The organism is Curtobacterium sp. MCLR17_042, from assembly GCF_003234695.1.
GTDB classification, from domain to species: domain Bacteria; phylum Actinomycetota; class Actinomycetes; order Actinomycetales; family Microbacteriaceae; genus Curtobacterium; species Curtobacterium flaccumfaciens.
Window position 1 is genome coordinate 123,560 of record NZ_QKTD01000002.1, and the last position, 12,912, is coordinate 136,471.

Below are 12,912 nucleotides of genomic sequence, written 5' to 3' on the forward strand. Positions count from 1 at the left end.
CCCGCCTCAGTGCTCGCCGAGCGCCCGGTCCACCGCCGCCGTGATCTCGCCCTGGTCGAAGTGGTTCGCGATGACGATGACCTCTGCGTAGGTGTCGCCGATCGCCTCGACGAACTCCTGACTCGTCAGGATCACGTTGGCGTCGTCGGAGACGTCCCGCACGGACGCGACGTCCGCCGCGACGACCGACGCCGACAGCCCGAGGGCGTCGAGCGCCTTCTCGGCGTTCACCTTGAGGATGCCGCTCGAGCCGATGCCGGCGCCGCAGATGGTCACGATCTTCACGCGGAGACCCCCATGATCGTGCGGACCTCGTCCGCGGTGGTCGCCGCCGCGATCCGCCCGGTCACGGTGGCGTCGTTGAACAGGTTCGCGATCTCACCGATCGACTCCAGGTGGGTGCCGACCTCGGCCACCGCGAGCCCGAGCACCACGCGGACGGGGTCGTTGTGCGGGTGGCCGAACGCCACCGGCGTCGCGAGCGTCACGATCGCGAGTCCGTCCCGCACGACGGCACCACCCGGCCGGGCGTGCGCGAACGCGAGCCCCGGCGAGATGACGATGTACGGCCCGTGCTCCTCGACCATGCCGATCATGGCGTCGGTGTACTCGTCGGTGGTGGCGCCCGAGGCGACGAGCGCACCGCCGACCAGGCGCATCGCGTCACGCCACGCGGGCGCGTCCGCACCGAGGAGGACGGCGGTGTCCGGCAGCGGTGGCAGTCCCATGCGTCAGGCCTCCTGGTACCCGGCCGTGATGGTGGCGATGATCTCCTCGCGGTCCTCGAGCGGCAGGAACGACCCGAGCGCGGCGTTGATCTGGAACGCCGCCAGGTCGTCGAGGTCGTACCCGAACGTGCCGGCGAGCAGTGCGAGCTCCTTCGACAGCGAGGTCCCGCTCATCAGGCGGTTGTCGGTGTTCACCGTGACCCGGAAGCCGAGCTGGTAGAGCACGTCGAACGGGTGGTCGGCGAGGTCGTCGCCCCACGCGGCGATCGCCCCGGTCTGCAGGTTGGACGACGGCGAGACCTCGAGCGGGATCTCGCGGTCACGGACCCACGAGGCGACCTCGCCCAGGGAGGCCAGCGTCGAGCCGTCCCCGGCGTCGGACAGGGCGACGTCCTCGAAGATGCGGACGCCGTGCCCGAGGCGGAGCGCCCGGCCGTCGACCAGGGCGGAACGGATGGAGGCGAGTCCGTCGGCCTCGCCCGCGTGCACGGTGACGGGGAACAGTTCGGACGCCAGGTAGTCGAAGGCGGCACGGTGGTTCGAGGCGGGGAACCCGGCTTCGGCACCGGCGATGTCGAAGCCGACGACCCCGGCGTCACGGTGGCGGACTGCGAGCTCGGCGATCTCGAGCGACCGGTCGGCGTGCCGCATCGCGGTGACGAGCTGGCCGACGCGGATGCGCCCACCGGCGGCGTCGACGGCTTCCTCGATGCCGGCCTGCACGGCCTCGACCGTCTGGTCGAGGGTCAGTCCGCCCTGCAGGTGCTGCTCCGGCGCCCAGCGGACCTCGCCGTAGACGACGCCGTCGGCGACCAGGTCCTCGACGAACTCGCGGGCGATCCGGGTGAGCTGCGGCGCGGTCTGCATCACCGACGTGGTGACGTCGAACGTCTTCAGGTACTCGACCAGGGAGCCGGAGTTCGACTGGTCGGCGAACCACTGCCCGAGCTCGGCCGGGTCGGTGGTGGGGAGCGACACACCCGCCGAGGCCGCGAGCTCGATGATGGTCGCGGGACGCAGGCCGCCGTCGAGGTGGTCGTGCAGCGAGACCTTCGGCAGGTCGTTGATGACCGCCCCGGCGTCGGGCAGGCGGTAGGTCGGGGCGTCGGCGCTCATGCCCCCAGGCTATCGGTGGTCACCGCCGCCGCGCAGGCACCTGTGCACAACCCACGACGGAAGACACTGGAGGCTCCCCACAGGTGTGCAGGAAGCCTCCGGTCGGTCGGGTGGCCGGGTTCAGGACCCGATGCGCTCGCGCACGATCGGCCCACGTGCCGCGGCAGCGGAGCCCTCCGGGCCGATGGTCCACGCACCCTCGAGCGACTCGAGTGCGCGCGGGATCCGCGATGCGTCGTCGGAGTGCAGCGTCCAGAGCGGCTGGCCCTCGGTCACGGTGTCCCCCGGCTTGACGTGGAGCTCGATGCCCGCACCGGCCTGCACCGGGTCCTGCGCACGGGCACGACCGGCCCCGAGCCGCCAGGCCGAGACGCCGAACGGCAGCGCGTCCTGCTGCGTGAGGACCCCCGACGTCGGCGCGGTGACGACGTGCTGTTCGCGGGCCACGGGCAACGTGGCGGACGGGTCCCCGCCCTGCGCCTCGATCATCCGACGCCAGGTGTCCATGGCGCGGCCGTCCGCGAGCGCTGCGGCGGGGTCGGCGTCGGGCAGTCCGGCCAGCGTGAGCATCTCGGTCGCGAGTGCCACGGTCAGCTCGACGACGTCAGCGGGGCCGCCGCCGGCGAGCACCTCGACCGACTCCCGCACCTCGAGCGCGTTGCCGATCGTCAGCCCGAGCGGGACCTCCATGTCGGTCAGCAGCGCCGAGGTCGCGACCCCGGCGTCGTTGCCGAGGTCGACCATGGTCTGTGCGAGCTCCCGGGACGCCTCGTAGGTCGGCATGAACGCACCGGACCCGAACTTGACGTCGAGCACGAGCGCCCCGGTACCCTCGGCGATCTTCTTCGACATGATGCTCGACGCGATGAGCGGGATGCACTCGACGGTGCCGGTGATGTCGCGGAGCGCGTAGAGCTTCTTGTCCGCGGGTGCCAGGCCGGACCCGGCGGCGCAGATGACCGCGCCGACGTCCTGCAGCACCTGCATCATGCGGTCGTTCGAGATGGACGCCTGCCACCCGGGGATCGACTCGAGCTTGTCGAGCGTGCCGCCGGTGTGCCCGAGTCCGCGACCGGACAGCTGCGGCACGGCGACGCCGAACGACGCCACCAGGGGCGCGAGCGGCAGCGTGATCTTGTCGCCGACACCACCGGTGGAGTGCTTGTCCACGGTCGTCTTGCCGAGCGACGAGAACGACATCCGCTCCCCCGACGCGATCATCGCGAGCGTGAGGTCCTTGATCTCGCGCCGCTCCATCCCGTTCAGGAAGATCGCCATCGCCATCGCGGCCATCTGCGGGTCCTCGACGTAGCCGCGGGTGTACGCGTCGACGAGCCAGTCCACCTCGGCGGTGCTGAGGGCCCCGCCGGAGCGCTTCGTACGGATGAGGTCGACGGTGTCGAACGGCTCGACGGCCATGTGGATCAGTGCTCCTGCTGGTAGGTGGCGAGGGTCCGCGGCCCGAAGGCGTCCGGCAGGACCTCGTCGATGGTGCGGATGCCGGAGAGCGTCTCGAGGAGCATGCCCTCGGCCGAGTGCTCGAACAGCAGCTGGCGGCAGCGCCCGCACGGCATCAGGGTCGCCCCGTCGCCGTCGACGCACGTGAACGCGACGAGCTTGCCGCCACCGGTCATGTGCAGCTGCGACACGAGCGAGCACTCCGCGCAGAGCGTCACCCCGTAGCTCGCGTTCTCGATGTTGCAGCCGGAGACGATCCGGCCGTCGTCGGTGAGCGCCGCGGCGCCCACCGGGAACGACGAGTACGGCGCGTAGGCGCGCCGCATCGCGGCCGTGGCGGCGTCCCGCAGGACGCCCCAGTCCACGTCGTCGGCCGGGAGGCCCGTGGCGGCGTCCGTCGGGTCGGTCGCGGTGACCGCCTGGTCACCTGGTTGCTGCGTGTCGGTCATGTGTCGTGCCTCCAGGCCGTCAGCTCTTGATGTAGGGCTTGCCGGACGCGGCGGGGCCGCGCGACTGCCCGACCAGGCCTGCCACGGCGAAGATCGTCACCACGTACGGCAGCATCAGCAGGAACTCGCTCGGCACGGGCGAGCCGACCGCGCTGAGCGTGTTCTGCAGGTTCGACGCGAAGCCGAACAGCAGGGCGGCGAGCGTGGCCTTGATCGGATCCCAGCGGCCGAAGATCACGGCGGCCAGGGCGATGTAGCCCGCGCCCGCGGTCATGTCCTTCGTGAACCCGCCGGTGGCGTCGAGCGTGAAGTACGCCCCGCCGAGGCCCGCGATCGCACCGGCGAGGGAGACGTTCCAGAACCGGGTGCTCGTGACGTTGATGCCCACCGTGTCGGCGGCCTGCGGGTGCTCGCCGACGGCGCGGAGTCGCAGACCCCAACGGGTCTTGAACAGGCCGAAGGTGACGACCGCGACGGCGACGTAGGCCAGGTAGACGACGACCGACTGCTCGAAGAAGATCGGTCCGATGATCGGGATCTGGTGGAGCACCGGGACCTCGAACTTCGGGAACCGGATGCCGATGTTGAGCGTCTGCTGGTTCGGGGACAGCACCTGCGAGTACAGGAAGCCGGTCAGGCCCGAGATGAAGGCGTTGATGACGACACCGACGATGACCTGGTCGACCAGGTACTTGATGCTGAACGCCGCGAGGACGAACGACACGAGCACACCCGCGACGAGGGCACCGACGAGGCCGACCCAGGGCGACCCGGTGAGCGAGGCGATGAGCGCCGAGGTGAACGCACCGGCGAGGAACTGACCCTCGATCGCGATGTTCACCACGCCGACCCGCTCGGAGATGACGCCGCCGAGTGCACCGAAGACGAGCGGGACCGCGAGGCCGAGCGCACCGAAGAGCATGCCGGGGATGGTGATCGAGTCGCCGGCGACCGCCCATGCGAGGAAACCGACCACGAAGACGATCGCGAACACCGAGGTCACCCAGAGCGGCACACGTCGCGAGGCACGGGTCTCGACGATCGCGTACACCGTGGCGAGCGCGAGCAGCACGGTGACGACGATCCCGGTGGCCGTCGCCGGCAGCGGGAGGTTCGGCAGCGCGAAGAAGTCGCCCTTCGACGCCAGGCGGAGCGTCGCCGTTCCGGGGCGGTGTCCGAAGCCGAACAGCACGAGCGCGAGCAGCGTGAACACGCCGTACCCGATCGGGAGCTTCCAGCTGCGGGTCGTCTCGACCGGGCGGTCGTCCAGGGGCATGCGCGGCGCGGCCGCGGTGGGGCTGAGGGTGCTCATGCGGCGACCGCCTTCTTGCTGTTCTTGCTCGTCTTCGTGCGCTTGCGTGCACCCGGCTGCGGGATCCGGAAGATCGCGCGGACGAGCGGCGGCGCCGCGATGAAGAGGACGATGAGGGCCTGGATGACGCCGACGATGTCGATCGGGATGCCGTTGGCGGCCTGCATGGCGTAGCCACCGTTCTTCAGGACGCCGAACAGGATCGCCGCCCAGAACACGCCCCACGGCTTCGAACGGCCGAGCAGGGCAACGGTGATGGCGTCGAAGCCGATGCCGGCGTCGATGCCCGAGGTGAAGCCCGTGGTGACGGCGCCCTGCACCTGGTAGGCACCGGCGATGCCGACCAGTGCACCGGAGATGACCATGACCCAGATGGTCAGCGACGGGACGCTCATGCCGGCCACACGGGCGGCACGGGGGTTCTCACCGATGGTGCGGAACCGGAAGCCGAGCGACGACTTGTTGACGAGCCACCAGACGACGACGACCGCGATGATCGCGACGATGAACCCGAGGTCCACGCCGTACCGCACACCGAAGAGCTGCGGCAGGAGCGCGCTGTCCTTGGTGGCTGGCGAGATCGGGTTGCTGCTGCCCGGGGCCTGCAGCAGGCCCGGGGTGCGGAGCAGGTAGCTGACCAGGTAGAGCGCGACGTAGTTGAGCATGATCGTGACGACCACCTCGTTCGCACCCGTCCGGGCCTTGAGCACCCCGACGATGCCGCCCCAGACCGCGCCGCCGACGATGCCGGCGATGATCGTGAGCGGGATGTGGATCGCGGCGGGGCCGTCGAACGAGAACCCGACCCACCCGGCGGCCGCGGCCCCCATCAGGATCTGGCCCTGGCCGCCGATGTTGAACAGTCCGGCGCGGAACGACAGCGCGATCCCGAGCCCGGCGGCGATGAGCGGCACCGAGTAGTCGACGGAGCGCGTGAGCGGCCCGATCGCCTGCTGGAAGGAGTCCGCCCCGAAGTTGAACACCGAGCCCTGGAACAGCGATGCGTACGCGCCGCCGACCGCGGTACCGATCGCCTGGAGCATGTCGGTGGGGCGGGCGAAGAAGTAGCCGGCGGTCGCACGGACGTTCTCGTCCGTCACCGCGATGAGGATGCCGCACGCGACCAGCGCGAGGACGACGGCGAGCACCGTGACGAGCACGGAGCCGTTCAGGATCCCCTGCAGGGCGGCGTGCCAGCGATCGCCACCGGCGCCGTTGCGGCGCTCGGTGTCCTCCGCCGAGTCCGTCATCAGGTGCGGGGTCGACTCGACCTCCTGCAGACGGTCGTCGGTGAGCGGGGCGTCCGCGGTGCCGTGCGCAGCCGGGGTCGGCTGCTGCGTGTTGTCTGGTTCCTGCGCGGTCACGCGGCCAGCTCCGTTCCTTCAGGGATCTCCCCGGCCATCATGAGGCCGAGGACGTCACGGGGGGTGGTCGCGGGGACGATGCCGACGATGCCGCCGCGGTACATCACGGCGATCCGGTCGGCCAGGGCCACGACCTCGTCGAGCTCGGTGGAGACGACGATGACCGGCACACCGGTGTCGCGGGTGGCGACGATGCGCTTGTGGACGAACTCGATCGAGCCGACGTCGATGCCGCGGGTGGGCTGCGCGGCGACGAACAGCCGCAGCTCACGGCTCAGTTCGCGCGCCAGGACGATCTTCTGCTGGTTGCCGCCGGACAGCCGCCCGGCCGCGGTGGTGCGACCCGGCGTCCGGATGTCGAACTCGGCGATCTTCTCGTCGGCGAAGGCGTCGCGCTCGGCCGAGCGGATCGTGCCGGCGCGGACGAACTCGGCGTGGTCGGCCCGGTCGAGCATCAGGTTCTCGGCGATCGTGAACTCGCCGACCAGGCCGTCCTCCTTGCGGTCCTCGGGGACGAAGCCGACGCCGGCGTCGAGCACCTGCTTGACGCTCCGCCCGGTGAGTTCCTTGCCGTCGAGGGTGATGCGGCCGGCGTGGGCGGGCTCGAGGCCGATGATCGCCTCGGTGAGCTCGGTCTGCCCGTTGCCCTGCACCCCGGCGATCGCCAGGACCTCGCCGCGGCGCACCGTGAAGGACACGTCGTCGACGAGCACGATGCCGGACGGGTCGGTCACGGTCAGGTTCTGGACGACCAGGGCGTCGGCGCCGCCGGTCGCAGGAGCCTTGTCGACCACGAGCGAGACGGCACGGCCGACCATCAGCGCGGCCAGCTCGTTGTTCGTGGCGGTCGGCGACGCTTCACCGACGACCTTGCCGAGGCGGATGACCGTGATGCGGTCGGCGACCTCGCGCACCTCGCGGAGCTTGTGGGTGATGAAGACGATCGCGGTGCCGGCTTCGCGGAGCTGGCGCATGATGCCCATCAGCTCGTCGGTCTCCTGCGGGGTGAGGACGGCCGTCGGCTCGTCGAACACCAGCACGGAGGCGTCGCGGGACAGCGCCTTGATGATCTCGACGCGCTGCTGCACACCGACGGGCAGGTCCTCGACCTTGGCGTCGGGGTCGACGTCGAACCCGAAGCGGTCGGAGATCTCCTGCACGCGCTTGCGGGCACCGGCCAGGTCGAGCCGCCCGCCGAAGGTGGTCTGCTCCTGGCCGAGCATGACGTTCTCGGCGACGGTGAACACGGGCACGAGCATGAAGTGCTGGTGCACCATGCCGATGCCGGCGCGCATGGCGTCACCGGGGCCGTCGAAGTCCTGCACCACGTCGTCGAGCAGGATCTCGCCCTCGTCGGCGTCGTACAGGCCGTACAGGACGTTCATCAGGGTGGACTTGCCGGCGCCGTTCTCACCTAGGAGGCAGTGGACCTCACCCGGCTCGACGGTGAGCGAGATGTGGTCGTTGGCGACCAGGGCGCCGAACCGCTTGGTGATGCCGCGGAGTTCGAGCTTCATGTTCGGGAGTCTATTTCTGTCTCGCGCGCGCCACGCGGGCGCACGGTGTCGCGTGCAGCCCGCGGATGCACGATGTGGTGTGCGCCGCCGGGCGCACGATGTGGTGTGCGCCACCCGGGCGCACGAGAACGCGGGCGAGGGATGCTCCCCCGCCCGCGTTCATCGGGTCAGGACTGGGTCTTGACCTTGATCGAGCCGTCGATGATGCCGGCCTTCACGTCGTCGAGCTCGCCCTGCAGGCCCTTGTCGACCTTGGACTCGAAGTCGTGGAACGGCGCGATGCCGACGCCGTCGTTCTCGAGGGTGCCCACGTACGGGTCCTTCGAGAACTTGTCGTCAGCCGCCTGCTCGACGACGTCCTTCACGGCCGGGCGCATGCCCTTCTCGACCGAGGTGAAGGCGATGTCCTTGTAGCGGGGGTCGGCCTCGTAGAGGTCGCTGTCCGCACCGATCAGGACGGAGCCGTTGTCGGCGTCCTTGATGGCCTCGGCAGCGGACTGGTAGATCGGGCCACCGACGGGCAGGATCACGTCGGCGTCCTGGTCGAGGAGCGTCTGCGCGACCGACTTGGCCTGCGTGCCGGCCTCGAAGCCACCGGTGAAGGAGCCCTTGCCGGTGTCGACGTTCCAGCCGACGACCTTGACGTCCTTGTCCTTCTGCTCGTTGTAGTACTTCACGCCGTCCGCGAAGCCGTCCATGAAGATGGTGACGGTCGGGATCTGCATGCCACCGAAGGTGCCGACGACGCCGGTCTTCGAGTAGGACGCCGCGGCGTAGCCGGCGAGGAACGCCGCCTGCGAGGTGTCGAACGTGATCGGCTTGACGTTCTTCGCGTCGATCGAGTTGTCGTCGATGATCGCGAAGTCGGTGTCGGGGTTCGCAGCGGCCTGCTTCTTCGTGGCGTCGGCCAGGTTGAAGCCGACGGTCACGACGAGGTTGCAGTTCTGGCCGATGAGCTGCTCGATGTTCGAGTCGTAGACGGTGGCGTCCTTCGACTCGGCCTCCTTGTAGGTGGCACCGAGGTCCTTGGCGGCGTCCTTCATGCCCTCGTAGCCGAGCTGGTTGAACGACTTGTCGTCGAACCCACCGGCGTCGGAGACCATGCAGGGGCGGAAGTCGGTCTTCTTCGCCGAGTCGGTGGTGGACGGCGCCGAGGCGCAGCCGGCCAGGACGGCGACGGTGCCGGCGAGCGCGAGGGCGCTGAGGACGACCTGTCGGGTACGAGATGTCACGGGTTGGTTCCTCCGGGGAGCGTGCCCGGACCACGTGCGTTCCGGGCGATCGTGGCGACAGTACACGACCGTCGGGTCGGTACAGGACCCGTTGCGGGGGTCCTGCGGATCGGTTACGGGATCGCGACCCCGCCGAAACGCGCCCGTAACGCGAGGCCACTCATTCACCCCCAGTTCGAGGGGTTTGTCGATGGAGCGCTACAGGACGTCGCCGCGGCCGCTGATCTTCAGGGCATCCACGACGCCCTTCACCCGCTGAGCGTTCGCGCTCGTGGTGACGAGCAGCGCGTCCGGGGTGTCCACGACGACGATGTCCTCGACGCCGATGAGCGAGATGAGCCGCTGGCTGTGCGAGATCACGATGCCGCTCGACGAGTCCGCCAGGATGCGGGCACCGTCCCCGAGCACCGCGAGGTTGTTCGGGCGACCGCCGGACTGCAGCTTGGCGAGGGAGGCGAAGTCGCCCACGTCGTCCCAGTCGAAGTCACCGGGGACGACCGCCATGCGTCCGGCAGCGGCGGCGGGCTCGGCGACCGTGTAGTCGATCGCGATCTTCTCGAGCATCGGCCAGACGGCGTCGACGACGGCGCCGCGCGCCGAGGTGTCCCAGGCGTCGGCGAGTTCGTTGATGCCCGCCAGCAGCTCGGGCTTCGTCCGGCCGATCTCGGCGAGCAGCACGTCGGCGCGCGCGATGAACATGCCGGCGTTCCAGAGGTAGTTGCCCTGCTCGACGTACGAGCGGGCGGTGTCGAGGTCCGGCTTCTCGACGAAGGACTTCACCGCGTGTGCGGTCGGGGCACCCTCGATGTCGAGCGCCGCGGTGTCGGCGTTGATGTACCCGAAGCCGATCGCGGGTTCCGTCGGGGTGATGCCGATGGTGGTGACGTAGCCGGCACGGGCGACGGCGACGGCCTCGCGCACCGAACGACGGAAGCCGCGGGCGTCACCGATGACGTGGTCGGCGGCGAACGAGCCGATGACGACGTCGGGCTCGCGGCGCACCAGGATCGCCGCGGCCAGGCCGATGGCCGCCGTGGAGTCCTTCGGCTCGCTCTCGAGCACCACGTTGTGGTCCTCGACGCCGGGCAGCTGCGACTCCACCGCGACCCGGTGCGCACGGCCGGTGACGACCATGATCCGCTGGTCGCCGGCGAGCGGCGCCAGACGGTCCCAGGTCTGCCGCAGCAGCGAGGTGCCGGATCCCGTCAGGTCGTGCAGGAACTTGGGTGCGTCCGCGCGCGACAACGGCCACAGGCGCGATCCGATGCCCCCTGCGGGGATGATCGCGTAGAAGTCTTCGAGAGCGTCAGCCACGCGCTCACCGTACCGCCCCCGCCGGGCGGATCCTGGGTGGTCTCCGCACGATTCCCGCATGCGGCCTCCCGCAGGGCTCCGTCCGGCGTCCGCACCGGAGGGCGTCGCGTTGTTCACCCGGCGCGCGCGTCCCGTTCACGTCGTCGGCCCCGCCGGGTCACGTCACGCCCGGAGCATGGGCAGCACCATGAGCGCACGCAGCGTGGAGCGCGGCACGTCCCCCCGGACCGTCGCCGTCGTGACCGAGAGCTTCCTGCCCACCCTCAACGGCGTGACCACCAGTGTCCTGGCGGTCCTCGACCACCTGGAACGACGGGGTCACCGCGCGGTCGTGATCGCCCCGGACACCCCCGGCCTGGCGCAGTTCCGGTCGCGCAGCGCCGTCGAGCGCTACCGCTCCTTCGACGTCCACCGCATCCCCGCCGTCGCCTACCGCCAGTTCCCGGTGGCACTCCCCCACCCGGTGCTCGACACGATCCTCGCCGCCTCCGGCGCCGACGTGCTCCACGCCGCCAGTCCGTTCCTGCTGGGTGGGCGCGCGATCACGGCAGCCGGGAGGCTCGGCATCCCCTCCGTCGCCGTCTTCCAGACCGACGTGGCCGGGTTCGCCCGCCGCAACGGCCTGACCGCGACCGTCCCGTTGGTGCGGAAGATCCTCGGACGCATCCACGCCGGCGCCTCGCTGACGCTCGCCCCGTCGAGCGCGACGGCCACGATGCTCGCCGAGGAGGGCGTGCCCCGCGTCGCCCGCTGGGGTCGCGGCGTCGACACCGAGCTGTTCCACCCCGCGCGCCGGTCGACCGGGCACGTGCGGGCACTCCGCCGCCGCCTGGCCCCGAACGGCGAGACCATCGTCGGGTACGTCGGACGCCTGGCCCCGGAGAAGGAGGTCGAGCGGCTCGCCGAACTCGGCGGCGTCCCCGGCATCCGGGTCGTCGTGGCCGGAGGGGGTCCGTCGCGGGCCATGCTCGAACGGCGACTCCGGCACCTCGACGTCACCTTCACGGGCCCCCTGCGCGGCGACGCACTCGCCGACGCGTACGCGTCGCTCGACCTGTTCGTGCACACCGGTCCGGCCGAGACCTTCGGGCAGACCCTGCAAGAAGCCCACGCCTCCGGCCTGCCCGTGATCGCGCCGGCGTCCGGCGGCCCGCTCGACCTGGTCGCCCCGGGGCTCGACGGCGAGCTCTACGACGCCGATGCGCCGCAGGCCCTGCGGCACGCGGTCCTGCGGCTGCACCACGACCGCGCGCTGGCGGAGCGGATGGGTTCCGCCGGTCGGCTCCGGGTCGAGGGCACGACCTGGGAGGCCGTCGGCGACCAGCTCCTCGACCACCACGACACGGCCCGCACCATCGGCGCGCCGCCCGTCGGACGGGGCCTCCGGGCAGGTCGGGACGAGAAGGTCAGCGCCCGCGCATAGGATGGGTCGTGTTCCACACGAACACGAACGGCAAGGGCTCGCCGATCGGGCGAGCCCGTCCTATGGAAGGACGAGCTCATGGCTGAGCACACCGGCGGGGGTACGGCGACCGCGGTGCCCGACGTCTCGATCGAAGCCCCGCGGGCTTCTCGGACGCCACAGGGCACGCTCTACCGCGGTTCGATCGGGATGTGGTCGTGGGTCCTCCACCGCATCACCGGCGTCGCGATCTACTTCTTCCTGCTCGTGCACATCCTCGACACGGCGCTCGTGCGGCTCTCACCCGAGGCGTACAACGCGGTCATCGGCACGTACAAGACCCCGATCATGAACCTCGGGGAGATCGCGCTGGTCATGGCCATCGTGTTCCACGCCTTCAACGGCCTGCGGATCATCCTGATCGACTTCTGGTCGAAGGGCCCGAAGTACCAGCGGGCCATGTTCTGGATCGTCATGGTCCTGTGGGCGGTGGCGATCGCGGGCTTCCTGCCCCGCCAGCTCATGAACCTCGTCGCGGACTTCAACTGAGGGGCACGAAGATGACCACGCAGATCGTCGAACCTCCCCGCTCGGCCGCGGCCGCCCGCAGCACCACCAACTGGGAGAAGTGGGGCTGGATCTACATGCGCGCCTCGGGCGTGCTGCTCGTCGTGCTGATCTTCGGCCACCTCTTCGTCAACATGGTGGCCGGCGAGGGCGTCAAGCAGATCGACTTCGCCTTCGTCGCGGGCAAGTGGGCCAACCCCTTCTGGCAGGTCTGGGACTCGCTCATGCTGGTCCTCGCCCTCATCCACGGCTCGAACGGCATGCGCACGATCGTCAACGACTACGTGTCGAAGCCCGGCATCCGCAAGACGCTCCTCGTCGCGATCCTGGCCGCCTGCGTCGTGCTGATCGTCCTCGGGCTCCTCGTCTGCTGGACCTTCGACCCGTGCCCCGCCGGCGCCGCTGCCGCCGACCTGCCGTCCTTCTGCCCGGCGCAGTAGCACCACCACCGTT

Annotated in this window: 13 protein-coding genes; 3 read left to right on the forward strand and 10 right to left on the reverse strand. The window is 70.4% G+C overall.

The features are described from left to right. Positions 1-6: 6 nt before the first annotated feature. The 10 genes from DEJ02_RS02805 to DEJ02_RS02850 form a co-directional block, all read right to left on the reverse strand. Positions 7-285 (reverse strand): PTS sugar transporter subunit IIB, encoded by a 279-nt coding sequence (locus tag DEJ02_RS02805; RefSeq protein ID WP_027466460.1) that lies wholly within the window; start codon positions 283-285, stop codon positions 7-9. Further along, positions 282-728 (reverse strand): PTS sugar transporter subunit IIA, encoded by a 447-nt coding sequence (locus DEJ02_RS02810; RefSeq protein WP_071406407.1) that lies wholly within the window; start codon positions 726-728, stop codon positions 282-284. The genes DEJ02_RS02805 and DEJ02_RS02810 overlap by 4 nt, the downstream gene beginning before the upstream one ends. A 3-nt stretch (positions 729-731) precedes the next feature. Continuing rightward, positions 732-1,844, reverse strand: coding sequence for an adenosine deaminase (locus tag DEJ02_RS02815; RefSeq protein ID WP_111022313.1), 1,113 nt, complete (start codon positions 1,842-1,844; stop codon positions 732-734). Positions 1,845-1,964: 120 nt separating this feature from the next. Next, positions 1,965-3,263, reverse strand: coding sequence for a thymidine phosphorylase (locus DEJ02_RS02820; RefSeq protein ID WP_111031935.1), 1,299 nt, complete (start codon positions 3,261-3,263; stop codon positions 1,965-1,967). A 5-nt stretch (positions 3,264-3,268) separates the two neighbouring features. Beyond that, positions 3,269-3,751, reverse strand: a complete 483-nt coding sequence (locus DEJ02_RS02825) for a cytidine deaminase (protein WP_111031936.1) — start codon at positions 3,749-3,751, stop codon at positions 3,269-3,271. A gap of 19 nt (positions 3,752-3,770) precedes the next feature. Further along, the gene (locus tag DEJ02_RS02830) at positions 3,771-5,063 is read right to left on the reverse strand and encodes an ABC transporter permease (RefSeq protein ID WP_084741425.1); all 1,293 of its coding nucleotides are present in this window, start codon (positions 5,061-5,063) and stop codon (positions 3,771-3,773) included. Beyond that, entirely contained in the window at positions 5,060-6,427 is a 1,368-nt protein-coding gene (locus tag DEJ02_RS02835; protein ID WP_181440260.1) for an ABC transporter permease, read from the reverse strand. Before DEJ02_RS02835 ends, DEJ02_RS02830 begins: the two co-directional genes overlap by 4 nt. Continuing rightward, positions 6,424-7,944, reverse strand: a complete 1,521-nt coding sequence (locus DEJ02_RS02840; protein WP_111031937.1) for an ABC transporter ATP-binding protein — start codon at positions 7,942-7,944, stop codon at positions 6,424-6,426. Before DEJ02_RS02840 ends, DEJ02_RS02835 begins: the two co-directional genes overlap by 4 nt. Positions 7,945-8,111: 167 nt before the next feature. Beyond that, positions 8,112-9,176 carry a BMP family protein gene (locus DEJ02_RS02845; protein WP_111031938.1) on the reverse strand — a complete coding sequence of 355 codons (1,065 nt, stop codon included), beginning with the start codon at positions 9,174-9,176 and terminating at the stop codon, positions 8,112-8,114. Positions 9,177-9,374: 198 nt separating this feature from the next. Beyond that, entirely contained in the window at positions 9,375-10,490 is a 1,116-nt protein-coding gene (locus DEJ02_RS02850; protein ID WP_071244281.1) for a mannose-1-phosphate guanylyltransferase, read from the reverse strand. Positions 10,491-10,677: 187 nt separating this feature from the next. On the opposite strand from DEJ02_RS02850, the gene DEJ02_RS02855 reads away from it, so the two are divergent. The 3 genes from DEJ02_RS02855 to sdhD all read left to right on the forward strand — a co-directional run bounded on the left by DEJ02_RS02855 (position 10,678) and on the right by sdhD (position 12,899). After that, the gene (locus tag DEJ02_RS02855; RefSeq protein WP_258378649.1) at positions 10,678-11,913 is read left to right on the forward strand and encodes a glycosyltransferase family 1 protein; all 1,236 of its coding nucleotides are present in this window, start codon (positions 10,678-10,680) and stop codon (positions 11,911-11,913) included. 78 nt (positions 11,914-11,991) lie between these two features. Further along, positions 11,992-12,441 (forward strand): succinate dehydrogenase, cytochrome b556 subunit, encoded by a 450-nt coding sequence (gene sdhC / locus DEJ02_RS02860; protein ID WP_017888739.1) that lies wholly within the window; start codon positions 11,992-11,994, stop codon positions 12,439-12,441. 11 nt (positions 12,442-12,452) lie between these two features. Continuing rightward, the gene (gene sdhD, locus DEJ02_RS02865; protein WP_027466446.1) at positions 12,453-12,899 is read left to right on the forward strand and encodes a succinate dehydrogenase, hydrophobic membrane anchor protein; all 447 of its coding nucleotides are present in this window, start codon (positions 12,453-12,455) and stop codon (positions 12,897-12,899) included. The last annotated feature ends 13 nt before the right edge of the window (positions 12,900-12,912 follow it).

What these genes read in the sequence shown, in the direction of transcription:
- DEJ02_RS02810 (WP_071406407.1), bottom strand. Translation starts at nt 728, where the DNA reads ATGGGACTGCCACCGCTGCCGGACACCGCCGTCCTCCTCGGTGCGGAC.
- DEJ02_RS02815 (WP_111022313.1), bottom strand. Translation starts at nt 1,844, where the DNA reads ATGAGCGCCGACGCCCCGACCTACCGCCTGCCCGACGCCGGGGCGGTC.
- DEJ02_RS02820 (WP_111031935.1), bottom strand. Translation starts at nt 3,263, where the DNA reads ATGGCCGTCGAGCCGTTCGACACCGTCGACCTCATCCGTACGAAGCGC.
- DEJ02_RS02825 (WP_111031936.1), bottom strand. Translation starts at nt 3,751, where the DNA reads ATGACCGACACGCAGCAACCAGGTGACCAGGCGGTCACCGCGACCGAC.
- DEJ02_RS02830 (WP_084741425.1), bottom strand. Translation starts at nt 5,063, where the DNA reads ATGAGCACCCTCAGCCCCACCGCGGCCGCGCCGCGCATGCCCCTGGAC.
- DEJ02_RS02840 (WP_111031937.1), bottom strand. Translation starts at nt 7,944, where the DNA reads ATGAAGCTCGAACTCCGCGGCATCACCAAGCGGTTCGGCGCCCTGGTC.
- DEJ02_RS02855 (WP_258378649.1), top strand. Translation starts at nt 10,678, where the DNA reads ATGAGCGCACGCAGCGTGGAGCGCGGCACGTCCCCCCGGACCGTCGCC.
- sdhC (WP_017888739.1), top strand. Translation starts at nt 11,992, where the DNA reads ATGGCTGAGCACACCGGCGGGGGTACGGCGACCGCGGTGCCCGACGTC.
- sdhD (WP_027466446.1), top strand. Translation starts at nt 12,453, where the DNA reads ATGACCACGCAGATCGTCGAACCTCCCCGCTCGGCCGCGGCCGCCCGC.